The organism is Caulobacter sp. (assembly GCF_039596335.1).
Taxonomy (GTDB): domain Bacteria; phylum Pseudomonadota; class Alphaproteobacteria; order Caulobacterales; family Caulobacteraceae; genus Caulobacter.
This window is the reverse complement of the sequence record NZ_JBCNJZ010000002.1, coordinates 443,393-457,513: the sequence shown is the minus strand read 5'-3', so window position 1 is coordinate 457,513 and position 14,121 is coordinate 443,393. Positions and strand designations below refer to the sequence as shown.

At 68.7% G+C, this 14,121-nt stretch carries 14 protein-coding genes; 7 read left to right on the top strand and 7 right to left on the bottom strand.

From position 1 onward, the window contains the following. The first annotated feature begins 9 nt into the window (after nucleotides 1–9). Nucleotides 10–207, top strand: coding sequence for a Trm112 family protein (locus ABDW31_RS06220; RefSeq protein ID WP_184715560.1), 198 nt, complete (start codon nucleotides 10–12; stop codon nucleotides 205–207). 103 nt (nucleotides 208–310) lie between these two features. On the opposite strand, the gene ABDW31_RS06215 is transcribed toward ABDW31_RS06220, so the two are convergent. Together ABDW31_RS06215 and ABDW31_RS06210 are read right to left on the bottom strand one after the other, a co-directional pair. Beyond that, nucleotides 311–1,555, bottom strand: a complete 1,245-nt coding sequence (locus tag ABDW31_RS06215; protein ID WP_184715558.1) for a UbiH/UbiF/VisC/COQ6 family ubiquinone biosynthesis hydroxylase — start codon at nucleotides 1,553–1,555, stop codon at nucleotides 311–313. Between the two features lie 33 nt (nucleotides 1,556–1,588). Further along, nucleotides 1,589–2,284, bottom strand: a complete 696-nt coding sequence (locus ABDW31_RS06210; RefSeq protein WP_184715556.1) for a MarC family protein — start codon at nucleotides 2,282–2,284, stop codon at nucleotides 1,589–1,591. A gap of 89 nt (nucleotides 2,285–2,373) precedes the next feature. On the opposite strand from ABDW31_RS06210, the gene pyrF reads away from it, so the two are divergent. From pyrF to ABDW31_RS06180, 6 genes are all read left to right on the top strand, one after another. After that, the gene (pyrF, locus tag ABDW31_RS06205) at nucleotides 2,374–3,063 is read left to right on the top strand and encodes an orotidine-5'-phosphate decarboxylase (RefSeq protein ID WP_184715554.1); all 690 of its coding nucleotides are present in this window, start codon (nucleotides 2,374–2,376) and stop codon (nucleotides 3,061–3,063) included. Between the two features lie 95 nt (nucleotides 3,064–3,158). Next, a complete protein-coding gene (locus ABDW31_RS06200; protein WP_184715552.1) occupies nucleotides 3,159–3,488 on the top strand; it encodes a metalloregulator ArsR/SmtB family transcription factor in 330 nt (109 codons plus the stop codon). Next, entirely contained in the window at nucleotides 3,485–3,907 is a 423-nt protein-coding gene (locus ABDW31_RS06195) for an SRPBCC domain-containing protein (protein WP_184715550.1), read from the top strand. The genes ABDW31_RS06200 and ABDW31_RS06195 overlap by 4 nt, the downstream gene beginning before the upstream one ends. Continuing rightward, nucleotides 3,900–4,316: a DUF1801 domain-containing protein gene (locus ABDW31_RS06190; RefSeq protein ID WP_184715548.1), complete on the top strand. Its 417-nt coding sequence runs from the start codon at nucleotides 3,900–3,902 to the stop codon at nucleotides 4,314–4,316. Before ABDW31_RS06195 ends, ABDW31_RS06190 begins: the two co-directional genes overlap by 8 nt. Before the next feature lie 7 nt (nucleotides 4,317–4,323). Next, nucleotides 4,324–4,740 carry a DUF1801 domain-containing protein gene (locus tag ABDW31_RS06185; RefSeq protein ID WP_184715546.1) on the top strand — a complete coding sequence of 139 codons (417 nt, stop codon included), beginning with the start codon at nucleotides 4,324–4,326 and terminating at the stop codon, nucleotides 4,738–4,740. A gap of 77 nt (nucleotides 4,741–4,817) precedes the next feature. Then, nucleotides 4,818–6,275: a nucleoside hydrolase-like domain-containing protein gene (locus tag ABDW31_RS06180; protein WP_184715544.1), complete on the top strand. Its 1,458-nt coding sequence runs from the start codon at nucleotides 4,818–4,820 to the stop codon at nucleotides 6,273–6,275. Here ABDW31_RS06180 and ABDW31_RS06175 read toward each other — a convergent pair. From ABDW31_RS06175 to ABDW31_RS06155, 5 genes are read right to left on the bottom strand one after another with little or no spacing between them, the layout of a single operon-like run. Then, a complete protein-coding gene (locus ABDW31_RS06175; RefSeq protein ID WP_184715542.1) occupies nucleotides 6,256–7,458 on the bottom strand; it encodes an SGNH/GDSL hydrolase family protein in 1,203 nt (400 codons plus the stop codon). The two genes, ABDW31_RS06180 and ABDW31_RS06175, sit on opposite strands and share 20 nt — an antisense overlap. Then, the gene (locus tag ABDW31_RS06170; RefSeq protein ID WP_184715540.1) at nucleotides 7,458–8,210 is read right to left on the bottom strand and encodes a glucose 1-dehydrogenase; all 753 of its coding nucleotides are present in this window, start codon (nucleotides 8,208–8,210) and stop codon (nucleotides 7,458–7,460) included. Before ABDW31_RS06170 ends, ABDW31_RS06175 begins: the two co-directional genes overlap by 1 nt. 2 nt (nucleotides 8,211–8,212) lie before the next feature. After that, a complete protein-coding gene (locus tag ABDW31_RS06165) occupies nucleotides 8,213–9,493 on the bottom strand; it encodes an MFS transporter (RefSeq protein ID WP_343698429.1) in 1,281 nt (426 codons plus the stop codon). Nucleotides 9,494–9,515: 22 nt separating this feature from the next. Next, the gene (locus ABDW31_RS06160; protein ID WP_184715536.1) at nucleotides 9,516–11,726 is read right to left on the bottom strand and encodes an alginate lyase family protein; all 2,211 of its coding nucleotides are present in this window, start codon (nucleotides 11,724–11,726) and stop codon (nucleotides 9,516–9,518) included. Then, a complete protein-coding gene (locus tag ABDW31_RS06155) occupies nucleotides 11,723–13,939 on the bottom strand; it encodes a polysaccharide lyase 6 family protein (protein WP_184715534.1) in 2,217 nt (738 codons plus the stop codon). Before ABDW31_RS06155 ends, ABDW31_RS06160 begins: the two co-directional genes overlap by 4 nt. Nucleotides 13,940–14,121 lie beyond the last annotated feature (182 nt).

Below are 14,121 nucleotides of genomic sequence, written 5' to 3'. Positions count from 1 at the left end.
AGAGGCGTCATGAGCGAAGCCCCTGCCCCCACAATCGACGTTGATCCGCGCCTGCTGGAAGTGCTGGTGTGCCCGGTCACCCGCGGCGCCCTGGAATACGACCGCGCCGCCGGCGAATTGATCAGCCGCTCGGCCAAGCTGGCCTATCCGATCCGCGACGGCGTGCCGATCATGCTGCCGGAAGAGGCGCGGGAACTGAGCGAGTAAGCTCCCCCCACCTGACCTGCTTACGCAGGTCGTCCGCCCCCAAAGGCGGGCGGAAGGTATTCGTCTTCCCCCTTTGGGGGAGGAGCGCGAAGCACGGAGGGGGCTAGAGAGCCTCCCCCCGCAGCAGCTTGGGCAGATCGCCCACCCCGCCGCCGGCTTCGTGCATGAAGAACCTTCTTGCCGGTGCGATGCGATTGACCACCGCCAGGCCCGCCCCACGCGCGACGCGCAGCAGCGGATTGTCATTCGAGAACACCCGCACGAAGGCGTCGAAGGCCAGGGCGTTGGTCACCGTGTCGAATCGCCGCCAGCGGGCATAGCGCTCCAGCACCGCCTCGGCCCCGATGTCCTCGCCATTGCGGATGGCCTCGACCAGCACCTCGGCCAAGGCGGCTGCGTCCTTCAGGCCCAGGTTCAGACCTTGGCCGGCGATCGGGTGAACGCCGTGGGCGGCGTCGCCGATCAAGGCCAGGCGCGGGGCGACCATGCGTTCGGCCAGCGACAGCGACAGCGGATAGACGAACACCGGGCCGACCACCTCGACGGTCCCTAAGAAGTCGCCGAACCGGCGCATCAGATGGGCGTGAAAGGCCTCGGGCGAAGAGCCGCGCAGGGCCTCGCCCCGGGCGGTGCTTTCGGTCCAGACCAGGCTGGCGCGATCATCGGTCAGCGGCAGGATGGCGAACGGGCCGCTGGGCAGGAAATATTCGTGGGCGACGCCTTCGTGCGGTTTCTCCAGCTTGACCGTGCAGACCACGCCCGACTGGCCATAGCCCCAGCCGATCTGGCCGATGCCGGCGGCCTTGCGCAGGACCGAGCCTCGGCCCTCCGCGCTGACCGCCAGCGGGGCCGTCAGGACGCGACCGTCCGAGAGGGTCAGGCGCGCCGCGCCGGGAGTCACTTCCAGGTTGGTCGCCGCCATCGGGGCGATGACCGGGATCTGTTGGTCGATGACGGCTTGCGATAGCGCCGCACGGATCTGGCGGTTCTCGACCAGATAGCCCAACGGCTCGCCGTCGATGCGGCCGGAGATCTCTGAAGAATCGAAGCGCAGGAAGCCCGGCAGCGGCTTGCGGGCCGCGGCGCCCGGCGTGCGGCCGTCGGTGACCAGGATCTGCTCGATGCGCTGGGCGTGAGGGGCCAGGGCCTCGCCCGCGCCGATCGCCCGCCACTGGCGGAAGCTGGAATAGGCGATGGCCGAGCTGCGGCCGTCGAAGGTCGGCGCCAGCTGGGCGTCGAACGGCTGCGGGTCGACTAGGAGCGGCTTCAGGCCGCCCGAAGCGAGGGCCAGAGCCAGCGTGGACCCGGCCATGCCGGCTCCGGCGATGATGACGTCGGCATCGTACATGCCGGGGATATGGGCCTCGCCCAGGGGCAGTGTCTAGGGCTTCTCGGCGTAGGGAGCCTTGGCCTCGTTGTTGATCAGGCCGCGCGTGGCGTCGCCGACCCCGACCAGCACAAACTGGACGGCCAGGGCGCACAGGATCAGGCCCAGCACCCGAACCACGATGCTCATGCCGATGCGGCCCAGCACCCGGCTGATCAGCGGCGCGGCCCAGAAGGCGGCCACGACCACGGCCGAGACGGCGACGATCACGCCCACGCCGATGCCCGCCCCGGTCCAGCCCAGCGGCTTGGCCTCGGCGGCGTAGATGATCACGGTCGAGATCGCGCCCGGCCCGATCAGCAGCGGCATGGCGAACGGCACGATCAGCCGCTCGAAGCGCTGCTTGGCGTAGGCGCGCGGCGACTGGTCCTCGATCCCCTCGGCGGCGTCGGCGAACATGGTGGTGAAGTCGTCGCGCACCATGTCCAGGCCCAGAATGAACAGGATGATGCCGCCGGCGATGCGGAAGGCCTGCATCGAGATGCCGAAGAAGGCCAAGAGGCCTACGCCGGTGAAATAGAAGAAGATCAGGAAGGCCATCATGAAGAGGCCGATATAGACGGCGACCATCCGGCGGCCCGCGGCGGCCGCGCCCAGGGTGGCGGCGGCGAACAGCGGCACGTTGCCGATCGGGTCGATCAAAGCAAACAGCGCGACGAAGAAGTTGACGGCCAGCTTCGCCTCGTCCATTCGCCGTCCTCGCCTTTATAACTCGCGCCCCAACCTTCGTCCTTCCTAGGGCGAACACTGTTGCGCGCCAACCCCCAGGGAACCAGCCCATGACCGCCGACCCGCGCCTGATCATCCCGCTGGACCTGCCGACCACGGACGACGCGCGGGCGATGGTCGAGCGCCTGGGCGACACGGTGTCGTTCTACAAGATCGGCCTGGAGCTCTTGGCCAGCGACGGCATGGCCCTGGCCCACGAGCTGAAAGCCAGCGGCAAGTCGATCTTCCTGGACTGGAAGCTGCACGACATCGGCGCGACCGTGGAGCGCTCGGCGCGGGTGCTGGCCCAGAGCGGCTGCGATCTGCTGACCGTCCACGCCGAGCCTCAGGTGATGAAGGCCGCGGTCAAGGCGCGCGGCGAGTCCTCGCTGAAGATCCTGGCCGTCACCGTGCTGACCAGCCTGACCGACGCCGACCTGGTCGAGATGGGCTACAGCTTCAGCGCCCGCGACCTGGTCGAACGCCGCGTTCGCCAGGCGGTCGAGTGCGGCGTCGACGGCATCGTTTCCTCGCCGCACGAGGCCGCCCTGGCGCGTGAGATTGCTGGTCCTGACTTCCTGATCGTCACCCCCGGCGTGCGCCCCGGCTGGTCAGCCAAGAACGACCAGGCCCGCGCCGCCACGCCTGCCGACGCCCTGCGCGCCGGCGCCAGCCACCTGGTCTGCGGCCGCCCGATCACCGCCGCCAACGATCCGCGCGAAGCGGCGCTGAAGGTGGTGGCGGAGATGGCTGGGGCTTGAACCCACCAGATGCTCCCCCGCGATGCGGGGGAGGATCGCTTGACTCATTCATAACTCCGGGGCTATGAATTAATTCATAGCCGAAGAGTTATGCGTTGCACACAGACCCCACCTCAGACCTGCTGTTCCGCACCCTGGCCGACCCAACCCGGCGGGCGCTGTTCGAGCGCCTGTGCCGCGAGGGCGAGCAGACGGTCGGGGCCCTGACCGCCCAGGCCGGGGTCTCGCAGCCGGCGGTGTCCAAGCATCTCTCGGCCCTGAAGCTGGCCGGCCTGGTCAGCGATCGCCACGAAGGCCGCCAGACCCACTACAGCGCCCGCCCCGCCGCCCTGGCTCCACTCACCGACTGGACCCGCGACATGGCCGCGTTCTGGGAAGGCCGCCTCGACCGGCTGGAAGACCTGCTCACCAGGATGGACCAATGACCGATACCCGCTCCGTCGTCATCGAGCGCGACATCGCCCACCCGCCGGCCAAGCTGTGGCGGGCCCTGACTCAGCCGCACCTGATCGCCGAATGGCTGATGCAGAACGACTTCGCGCCTCAGGTCGGCCACCGCTTCAACCTGCGCGGCGAGTGGGGCGGGGTGCTGGACTGCAAGGTTCTGACCCTGGAGCCGGAACGGGCCCTGGCCTACAGCTGGAACTTCAAGCACGAGGACCCCGCCTATGACCTGCGCAGCGTCGTGACCTTCACCCTGACCCCGACAGCGACCGGCACGCACTTGCGGGTCGAGCAGGCCGGGTTCCGCCCCGACCAGAAGCAGGCCTTCGGCGGCGCCATGGCCGGGTGGAAGGCGTTCCTCGACAAGCTGGAACCGGTGCTGGGAGGCCTGGATGGCTAAGGATCCCGTACTGCTCTCGGGCGGCAATCCGCAGATCGCCAAGGGCTATGGCGACGCCCCGGTGCAGGCCTATATCGCCGCCATGCCCGGCTGGAAGAGCGCGGTCGGCGCCCAGCTGGACGCCTTGATCAGCAAGACCGTGCCCGACGTACGCAAGGCCGTGAAGTGGAACTCGCCGATGTATGGCGCGGCCGACGCCGAAGGGACTTGGTTCCTGGGCGTCCACGTCTTCGCCAAGTACGTGAAGGTGGCCTTCTTCAACGGGGCGGACATCACGCCCCTGCCGCCCGTGACCTCCAAGCAGGCCAAGGTGCGTTACTTCCACATCCACGAGGGCGATGCGATCGACGAGGCCCAGCTGGCCGACTGGATCGCCCAGGCCAGCCGCCTGCCCGGCGAGCGCATGTGAGGACGCCATGAAGAAGACCGCCCCCGAGGACGAAGGCGTCCCCGCCTCGCAGCTGATTGACCGGCGCATCGCCGAGCTGACCGACTGGCGCGGCGCCACCCTGGCCCGGATGCGCCAGCTGATCCGCGAGGCCGACCCGGACGGGATCGAGGAGTGGAAGTGGGGCAAGCCGGTCTGGTCGCACGACGGCCTGATCTGCACCGGCGAGGTCTACAAGGCCTACGTCAAGACCACCTTCGCCAAGGGCGCGGCCCTGGCCGATCCGACGGGCCTGTTCAATTCCAGCCTGGAGGGCAATGTCCGGCGGGCCATCGACTTCCCCGAAGGCGCGGAGATCGACGCCGAGGCCTTCAAGGCGCTGATCCGCGAGGCCGCGGCCTTGAACATCGCCCAGGCGGCGGCGAAGAAGACCCAGAAGCGCTAGTTGCGTCGGGCGGGTGGGAGATGCTACCCGCCTAATATGGCGCGATGATCATACCAGTTGCGCCGGGAGGAAATCGCATGGCCCGTCGCTCGCCCATCTCCTGGACCCTCGCCGCCGCCCTGGCCTTGAGCGCGGCGGCCACGCCCGTCCTGGCCGCCCCGGCGCCGGCCGGTCCTGCCGCAGCGACGCCCGCCTATGGCAAGACCCGCCTGGTCGTGCTGACCGACATCGGCGGTGACCCGGACGACAAGCAGTCGCTGGTCCGGCTGATGACCTACAGCAACCAGTTCGACATCGAGGCCCTGATCGCCACGGCCAACAGCGGCGGCGTCTTCCCCGAGCGCATCCACGAGGTGCTGAACGCCTATGAGAAGGTGCAGGCCAATCTGGAACTGCACGAGCCGGGCTTCCCGCACGCCGCCGACCTGCGCGCCCGCATCTCGACCGGCCCGGTCAAGGACGGCGCGGCCGTCATCGGCAAGGGCAACGACACCGCCGGTTCGGACGCCCTGATCAAGGCCGTCGACCGCGACGATCCGCGTCCCGTCTGGGTCACCGTCTGGGGCGGTCCCGGCGTGCTGGCCCAGGCCCTGTGGAAGGTGCGCCAGACCCGCACGAAGGCGCAGGTCGACCGCTTCGTCGCCAAGCTGCGCGTCTATGCGATCTCCGACCAGGACGACAGCGGCCCCTGGATCCGCAACGAGTTCCCGGGCCTGTTCTACATCGTCAATCCGGGCCCCAACTTCCACCAGTCCACCTGGATCGGCATCAGCGGCGACAACTTCCACGGCCGCTTCGGCGGGGCCGACTATTCGCTGGTCACCAACGAGTGGCTGAACACCAACATCCGCGCCAAGGGCCCGCTGGGCGAGGCCTATCCGAACTGGAAGTTCCAGATGGAGGGCGACACCCCGTCGTTCCTGTACCTGGTGCAGAACGGTCTGGGCTCGCCCGATCATCCCGATTGGGGCGGCTGGGGCGGCCGCTACGAGCTCTACACCCCGCGCACCGACCGCTGGTTCTTCGCGCCCGAGACCCGGCCGATCTGGACCACTGCGACCGACGAGGTGCTGGGCCTGGACAACAAGTGGCAGACCAGCAACCACGCCACGGTCTGGCGCTGGCGCTCGGCCTATCAGAACGACTTCGCCGCGCGCATGGACTGGACCATCAAGCCCTACGCCCAGGCCAACCACCCGCCGGTCCCGCGCCTGGATCATCCCGAGACCCTGACCGCCAAGCCCGGCCAGCGCGTCGACCTGTCGGCGACGGCCTCCAGCGACCCGGACGGCGACGCCCTGTCCTACGAATGGTTCGTCTACGAAGAGGCCGGCACCCGGCCGATGGCCAACAACAACACGGGCGTGAAGCTGCCGATCAAGGGCTTCGACCAGGCCAAGGCCTCGCTGATCGTCAAGACCGACCGCGTGAAGGCGCCGGGCGACGGCACCATCCACGTGATCCTGGCCGTCACCGACAACGGGACCCCGCGCCTGACCCGCTACAAGCGGGTGATCATCGACGTGAAGCCGTAGGGCCGCAGGCCGCGCCCGGGCGATTGAACGCCGACAGGTCGATGGCCTTCGCCATGGCCGTATAGCCCTGGTCGTTGGGATGCAGCCGATCGTCGCGGGCCCAGTCGGCGCGCATGGCCAGGGGCTTGGCCGGGTCCTGGAGGGCCTTGTCGAAGTCAACCACGCCGTCGAACTCGCCGCTGCCGCGGATGAAGGCGTTGAGGGCCTTGCGCGCGGTCTCCGAGCGTTCGTCGAAGCGCTCCGAGCCCTCGAAGCCGGTCAGCGTGCCGCCGATGACCTTGATGCCGCGCAGGTGCAGGCGGGCAATGATTTGGCGGTAGGCGGCGATGACCTCCTCGGCGCTGCGGCCGACATTGGCGGGGTCGCCGTCGTGGCGGATGTCGTTGATGCCCTCGATCAGGATCACGTGGGTGACGCCCGGCAGCGAGAGCACGTCACGGTCCAGGCGCGCGCGGACATTGGGGCTGCGGCCGTCGCGGACGACCTGGTTGCCGCTGATGCCGGCGTTGGCGACGACATAGGCGCCCGGGCAAGCGGCCTCGAAACGGCGGTTCAGGACCGACGGCCAGTCAGCCTCGGCGCCCAGGGTCGCGCTGGAGCCCTCGGTGATCGAGTCGCCCAACGCCACCACCACGGCCGGCGGCTTGTCGGTCTGGCCGTAGACGGCGGAGATGAAGCTCTGGCGGCGGTGCAGTTCCGCATTGGCCGAGACCGGCGCGTCGCCGGCGCCAATCCGGACGGCGGTGCGGCGCACCACGCCGCGCGTCGGACCCGGCGCGTGCAGGCTGACGCTCAGCAGGTCGGCGCGCTTGACCGCGATCGGCAGCTGATCACTGACCAGGGCCACCCCGACCGGCACGACGATCTCGCGCGCACCGCCGAACGTCACCGGGACGATCCGGCCGTCGGGACCGGCGGCGGTCAGGTTGCGCAGGGTCAGGGGCTCGGCGCCCACCTCGTTGCTGATCCGCAGGCGCAAGGCCTTGGCCGCCACGCCCATCCTCAGCTCCTGGCGGATGGTCTGGTCCTGGTAGCCGATCGGCGCCTTGGCGGCGTCGACGTCGAACCGGGCGGGAGCCGCGGCTGCGGTCCAGGCCGGCCGCCATTCGGCGGCCTTCTGAGCGAAGGCGGGCCCGCCGGCGAGCGCCAGCAGGAGCGCGATCGAAGCGGGCCCGCGGCGCATCACGAGAAGAACATCCCGCCATTGATGTCGATATTGGCGCCGGTCACGAACGAGGCGGCGTCCGAGGCCAGATAGGCCACGGTCTCGGCGACTTCCTCGGGACGCCCCTGGCGGCGCAGCGGGGTGTTGCCGGCCACCGCCGTGCGTACTTCCGGCTTGGTGAAAGTGTCGTGGAAGCTGGTGGCGATCATGCCCGGGCACAGGCTGTTGACCCGCACGCCCTTGGGACCCAGTTCCTTGGCCATCGAGCGGGTGAAGGTCATCAGCGCGCCCTTCGACGTCGCGTAGATCGAGGCGCCGGGACCACCGCCGTCACGGCCGGCCTGGGACGAGAAGTTGATGATCGACGAGCCCTCGGGCATCAGCGGGGCCACGGCCCGGGTCGTCAGATAGGCCGACTTCAGGTTCAGGGTCATGACCTTGTCGAAGAAGGCCTCGTCGATGTCGGCCAGCTGCCGGCGCTCGACCATGCCGCCGGCCAGATTGACCAGGATGTCGATCTTGTCGCCGTAGGCGGCCTTGGCCGCGGCGACCAGGGAGTCGACGCCGGCGGCCGTCGTCACGTCGGCGCGATGCACGATGGCCTCGCCGCCTGCCGCCTTGATGCTGGCCAGCGTCTCGGCCGCGCTGGCCTCGTCATTGGCGAAGTTGATCACGACCTTGGCGCCTTCGCGGGCCAGTACGCGGGAGACGTCGCGGCCGATGTCGCGGCCACCGCCGGTGACGATGGCGACCTTGTCCTTGAGGCGCATGTTCAGTTGTCCTTCAGAGTGCGGGAAGCGTTCGCCTGGACCGGCGCGATGCGACCGGTGACGAACCACAGGGAGAGGATGGAAAGGGGAACCAGGGCGGCGACCAGGATGAAGATCGGGCCGTAGGAGACCTTGGTCATCACCGGGACCAGCCAGGTGGTGATCAGCGTGCCGGCCACCGCCGCCATGCCGCCGACGCCGGCCAGCGAGCCGACCGATCGGCCGTCGAACAGGTCGCCGGGGATGGTCTGGATGTTGCCGATGGCGATCTGGAAGCCCAGCAGCACGCCGGCGATGACCAGGACCGCCAGGGTCGGATCGGTCATGTTCGGCGCCGCGATCAGGCACGGGATCATGATCAGGCCGCCCAGGGTGACGGTCAGCTTGCGGGCCATGCCCGGCTCATGGCCCGACTTGATCAGCCAGCCCGACAACCAGCCGCCGAGCATGCTGCCGATCATCGCGCCGACATAGGGCACCCAGGCGAAGATGCCGATCTGCTTGATGTCGAAGTTGAAGGTCTCGGCCAGGTAGATCGGCAGCCAGGAGACGAACAGCCACCAGATCGGATCGAGGAAGAAGCGCGACAGGATCACGCCCCAGCTCTGGCGGTGCGACAGCAGCTGCTTCAGGGTCGGCACATAGGGTGGGGCCAAGGCCTCGTCGGTCGCGTGGGCTGTCGGCTTGTCCAGAATCAGCGCGCGCTCGGCGTCGCTGACCCAGGGGTGGCGGTCGGGACCGGCGCGATAGATCACCAGCCACGGCAGCAGCCAGATGAAGCCCAGCACGCCGACCAGCAGGAAGGTCCCCTTCCAGCCCAGCCACAGGAAGATCAGGGCGATCAGCGGCGCGGAGATGATGGCCCCGACCGAGGCGCCGGCGTTGAAGATGCCCTGGGCCAGGGCGCGTTCCTTGGCCGGAAACCACTCGGCATTGGCCTTGACCGCGCCGGGCCAGGCGCCGGCCTCGCTGATCCCCAGCATGGCGCGGAAGATGCTGAACGACAGGATCGAATTGGCCAGGGCGTGCAGCATGATCGAGATCGACCAGAAGCCGATCGATAGGGCGAAGCCCAGCCGCACGCCGATGGCGTCGAACAGCTTGCCGAACACGAACTGCCCCAAGGCGTAGAACAGCATGAAGATGGTGACCAGGAGGGCGTAGTCATCCTTGGTGGCGCCCACCTCGGACGCGATCTCGGGCCACATCACCGCCAGGGCGTTGCGGTCGATGTAGTTGACCACGGTGGCGACCGCGATCAGGCCGATGATGACCCACCTCATGCCGGACTTCATCGTCATCTCCTCAGCGGTCGAACCGGGCGTAGGGCCCGGTCCACTCGTAGGCCTGGCCGTCGATCCGCACGGCGTGGGTGGCGGTCTTGGAAACATCGTCGGCCACGGCCAGCGCCAGCTTTCGGCCCGAGGCCAGGGTCAGCACGATCACCTCGGCCCCCTCGCCGCGCTTGCGGGCGATGTCGCGGATGCGGCTGGTGCTACCCGCCACTGTCTCGGCGGTCGGGTCATAGGCGCCATGCGGCTCCAGCACCGAGAAGAAGCTCGCCTGGGCCTGGCCCAGCATCCGCTGGATCAAGGCCGGCTCGCGCCGCAGGTTGAAGTTGGGATCGTTGGCGCCGCTTTCGACCAGCAGGGCGCTGATCGGGGCCGAGGCCCCGAAGCGGTAGGTGTAGAACCGCCCGCCCAGCAGCCAGGTCAGGCTGCGGGTCTTGTCGGAAGGCGCGGCGACAGCGTCGACCCACAGGTGCTGGTAGCCGGAGTCCTGGCCCAGCACCGGCCGTTCGCGGACCGAGTGCTCGGCGTCGAAGGCGGTGACGATGTGGCCGTTGAAGTGCAGCGGCAGGTCGTAGTCGGTCGCCTTGCCGCCCTGGGCGCGGAACAGGTCGATGACCACGGGATAGGCCAGGTCCGGATGCTCGACCATGGCCAGGGTGCGGGTCAGGACGACGCCGTCATAGGCCTTGTCCATCCGGGCCGAGGCGATCTGCAGCCCCTCGCCGGCCTTGAAGAACAGCGGCGTGGTCGGACGCTCCTCGCCCACCTTCCAGTCAGCGCCGAACTGGCTCTTCTGGCCGACCACAAGGGTGTTGTGGGCCACGGTCTGCATGGCCCAGCTGTCGTTCTCGTCCAGATAGCCGCCGCCGCCCTTGGCCTCGACATTGAGGAAGCGGGCCGCGCCGTAGTCGCGCACGACCGCCTGGCCGTTGTCGTAGAACAGCCAGTTCAGGCGGTCGAAGTGGCCGTGTCCCTGGCCCTGCTGGGTGTTCTTCATCACCAGCGCCTGGCCGTTTGCCCCGCCGCGACGCAGGAACACCAGGTTGCCGAGGTCGCCATTGGGACCGTCGCGCAGTTCCATCGAGCGGAAGTCGAACGGCTTGGCCCCACCGCCGGCGACGCCCTGGGCGATGGCCAGGCCGTCAGGCGACAGCAGGGTGCGGCCCTGCTCCTTGGCGATCGACAGCAGGCCCGGATCGCGGGTCTGGGCGTAGGCGATGGCGACGCCGGTGACGATCTCTTCGGTGTCCAGGCCCTTGTCGGGCATGGCGTCGTTGATCGGGAACAGCTTGCCCGCGTAGGACGACTGGATCACCCCGTCGACGGCCTTCAGCAGCACGCCGTCGCGGCGCTTGAAGATGCCGCGCACCGGCTCGTTCTGCTGGATCGCCCGGGCGAAGATGATGAACGGCGCCAGGGCGTAGCGCTGATAGTACGGCCCCTCGGCATAGTAGCCGTCGGGCGAGAACAGCTCGTCGACCTGGCGCAGGAAGCCGGCCTTGCCGTCCTTCTTCGTGCCGTTCAGGGCGCGCTCGACCAGGTCTGGATCGCGCAGGACGTAGCCCGTCATGCCGACCCCGGCCGTGGCCCAGGTGGCGTGGTTGTGGATGCGGTCGAAATAGGGCGCGTTCTCTTCCGACAGGAAGCGGGCCATGCGGCGGAAGACGTTGTCGTCGATCGTGCGGCGCTGCTCGGGCGTCAGGGTGTCGCGAATGGCGTCATAGCCCTGCGCGCCATAGACCAGCCAGACGGAGTCGTTCAGCGCCTGCCAGAACAGCCGCCCCTTCACCGACGAATTGCCGGCCGGGTGGTCCTTCAGGGTCGGATAGAGCTTGGCGTATTCCAGCAAGAGGTCGCGGGCGAAGTCGGCGTAGGCCGCATCGCCGGTCAGGCGATACAGCGCGCCCGCCCCGGCCAGGGCCTTGTAGTTGCCCTTGTGCTGCTCGTGGGTCAGGCCGCCGCCCAGGTCGCGGGGCTGCGGGACCTTGATCCCCGCGGCCATGGCGGCGCGGACCTCGCGCTCGACCCGCTTCTGCTCGGCGGCGAACATCGGATAGCGCTGGCCGTCCTTGGCCATGGCGCGCCACTGGTCGGGCGTGACCAGCACCGGCTTGGCGTCGTCGATACGAGCGGTGGCGGCAGGCTTGGAGGCCTGGGCCAGGACGACGGCGGGAACGCCGGTCGACAAGGTTGCCAGCAGGGCCAGAAGGACCGGACGGTTCATGGCGCGGTCTCCAGCGACGGAACATTGGTGATCAGGTCGGGCGTACCCTGCAGGCGGTTGTCGCTCCAGACGAGGACAGGGCTGCCGACACGACGGAAGAAATTGGGCGCGCCGCTGTCGACGAAACGGTTGCTGCGCGCCTCGGTGCGCTGCACGCCGTAGAGCTTCAGCGCGCCGGCCTCACCCCCCTTGCCGTCACCTTGGCCGCTGCGCTCGAAGGTCGAGCCGGTCAGGGTCAGGCGTGGCCCGAAGGTGCTCTCGTCCGTGCCGCCGCGATAGAGGTCCAGCACCGGCCCGGCCACGTCGCGGAAGATGCTGTCGATCACCTCGACCACCTCGGCATTGTAGGCGCCCAGGTCGGCGGTTTCGGTGTGGGCGGAAATCACCGAGCCGGTGATCCTGTCGACCGTGACCCGCTCCAGACGGATGCGGTCGGCCAGGCTGCCGGGACCGGCGGCAAAGACGTTGAAGCTGCGGTTGACGGTCAGGTCCTGAAAGGCGCTGTCCTCGACGACCAGCTGGTACTGGGCCGCGCCCTGCCCCGCCCGGATCACGGCGGCGCCGGCGATGTCGGGGGCCAGGGCGCCGGTGACCGTGACGTGCGACAGGCGCAAGGCGCCGCCGCTCTCCAGTTCGAACAGGCTGGGCCGCGAGAACTGGATCTCGGCGCGACCCTTGGCCGGGCCCTGAACGCTGACGGCGCGGTCCAGGCCGACGACCTGGTTGACGATATAGACCCCGGACTGGAGCGTGAGGCGGTCGCCGGGCGCGGCCTTGGCGATCGCCTGGGTCAGGGTGTCCTCGCCCGGCGCGACGGCGACGACCGCGCCGCTGTCCAAGGCGGCGACGGGGTGGGTCTTGGGATACCAGCTGACGCCGGTCTCCTCGCGCGGAATGACCTTCAGGTCGTGGCGGACGCCAACGTCCTTCAGGCCCTTGGGCAGCAGCAGCGCGCCCTGGCGCTCCAGCGTGACCTTGCGGCCGGCGACGCCCGGCAGGGCCTTGGTGGCGGTCGGCGACTGGACGTTGCCCTCGAAGGCGACGCCGCTCATGTCGCCCTGCACGCGGATCGGGTCGCGGCCGTCGCGGTTGACGATCAGGTTCTTGGCGAAGCGGCTGTTGATCGGCGCGGCCGAGCGCTCGGCGTCCATGCCGGCCCCGAACGACATCTCGCGCGCATCGACCAGGGTGTTGTTCTCGATTACCGCCCCGTCGACCTGGACATAGCGGTGCACCGGCGAGTTGGGCACGCCGTACATGATGGTCAGGGCGCTGCCGAAGTTCGAGCCGGCCAGGCCTTCCATGTAGTTGTTGCGCACGGTGTTGCGGCGATTGATCACCCGCACGCCGCCGGTGTTGGCCTTGCCGTTGCCGATGAAGACGTTGTTCTCGACCAGATTGTCGTCGCCATGGCGCAGCACCATCGCGCCCTCGGACTCGAAGAAGACGTTGCCGCGATAGATGTTGCCGCCCGACTTGTTCGAGACGATCTCGACCTCGCCGCTGCAGTGCTCGAACCAATTGTTCTCGACGGTCGTGAACGAGCTGGTGGCCGAGGCGTGGCTGGTGCCGACCCGGATGGTCTCACCGCCGTTCGAGCCCAGCACCGGGCGGGCGCCGAAATAGTTGTGGTCGATGGCGTGGCGGTTCTCGAGCCCCTGCTCGGGATCGCGGATCACCACCAGGGTCGTGCCGGCGTTGGTCTTGCCGCTCAGCTGGTTGTGATCGAAGCGGTTGTGATGGCCGTACAGCGCCACCCAGTTGTCGGAGTCGGCGCGGCTGGGCTTGGAGAAGCCGTCGATGACCACGCCGGTGATGCGGCTGTAGTTGGCGCGCTCGGTGCGCGAGGTGCGGAACGACACGACCTCGCCGGTGGGCGAGAAGCCGTCGCGGAAGACCAGGTTCGACACCACCAGGTGCTCGCCGGCCAGGCTGAGGTTCGAGCGGCCGGTCAGCAGCACCTTGCCCGGCGTCTGGGCGGTCAGGGTGATCGGGCGCTCGGCCGCGCCCTTTCCGATGAACACGATCTGGAAGTCGCGCCACTCGCCGTCCGCCAGGGTCAGGGTGTCGCCCGGCTGCAAGCGCGGCAGGGCCGAGGCGAACTCGGCCTGGGTCCGGACCAGGGCGGACTCGGCCAGAGCCAAGGACGGAACACTGGCCGCCGCCATGACGGCGACCGCGCAAAGCGAGCGCTTCAGATCCGGCTTCGACATCGATTCCTCCCGCTCGGATCTTCGCGACCTCTGATCCTGACGCTAGGAAGTTGCGCTCAAGCCGTCAACCAAATTTCCAGACCACTTGCGGACATTTCGGCAGCAAAATCGCGATCATTCTGGTATGATCGATTTCGCGCCAATTGGTTGACACGATTGCCGAGTCAAAACCGGAGGGTCTG

What these genes read in the sequence shown, in the direction of transcription:
- ABDW31_RS06210 (WP_184715556.1), bottom strand. Translation starts at nt 2,284, where the DNA reads ATGGACGAGGCGAAGCTGGCCGTCAACTTCTTCGTCGCGCTGTTTGCT.
- ABDW31_RS06190 (WP_184715548.1), top strand. Translation starts at nt 3,900, where the DNA reads ATGGCTAAGGATCCCGTACTGCTCTCGGGCGGCAATCCGCAGATCGCC.
- ABDW31_RS06175 (WP_184715542.1), bottom strand. Translation starts at nt 7,458, where the DNA reads ATGCGCCGCGGGCCCGCTTCGATCGCGCTCCTGCTGGCGCTCGCCGGC.
- pyrF (WP_184715554.1), top strand. Translation starts at nt 2,374, where the DNA reads ATGACCGCCGACCCGCGCCTGATCATCCCGCTGGACCTGCCGACCACG.
- ABDW31_RS06220 (WP_184715560.1), top strand. Translation starts at nt 10, where the DNA reads ATGAGCGAAGCCCCTGCCCCCACAATCGACGTTGATCCGCGCCTGCTG.
- ABDW31_RS06160 (WP_184715536.1), bottom strand. Translation starts at nt 11,726, where the DNA reads ATGAACCGTCCGGTCCTTCTGGCCCTGCTGGCAACCTTGTCGACCGGC.
- ABDW31_RS06170 (WP_184715540.1), bottom strand. Translation starts at nt 8,210, where the DNA reads ATGCGCCTCAAGGACAAGGTCGCCATCGTCACCGGCGGTGGCCGCGAC.
- ABDW31_RS06155 (WP_184715534.1), bottom strand. Translation starts at nt 13,939, where the DNA reads ATGTCGAAGCCGGATCTGAAGCGCTCGCTTTGCGCGGTCGCCGTCATG.
- ABDW31_RS06165 (WP_343698429.1), bottom strand. Translation starts at nt 9,493, where the DNA reads ATGAGGTGGGTCATCATCGGCCTGATCGCGGTCGCCACCGTGGTCAAC.
- ABDW31_RS06215 (WP_184715558.1), bottom strand. Translation starts at nt 1,555, where the DNA reads ATGTACGATGCCGACGTCATCATCGCCGGAGCCGGCATGGCCGGGTCC.
- ABDW31_RS06180 (WP_184715544.1), top strand. Translation starts at nt 4,818, where the DNA reads ATGGCCCGTCGCTCGCCCATCTCCTGGACCCTCGCCGCCGCCCTGGCC.
- ABDW31_RS06195 (WP_184715550.1), top strand. Translation starts at nt 3,485, where the DNA reads ATGACCGATACCCGCTCCGTCGTCATCGAGCGCGACATCGCCCACCCG.
- ABDW31_RS06185 (WP_184715546.1), top strand. Translation starts at nt 4,324, where the DNA reads ATGAAGAAGACCGCCCCCGAGGACGAAGGCGTCCCCGCCTCGCAGCTG.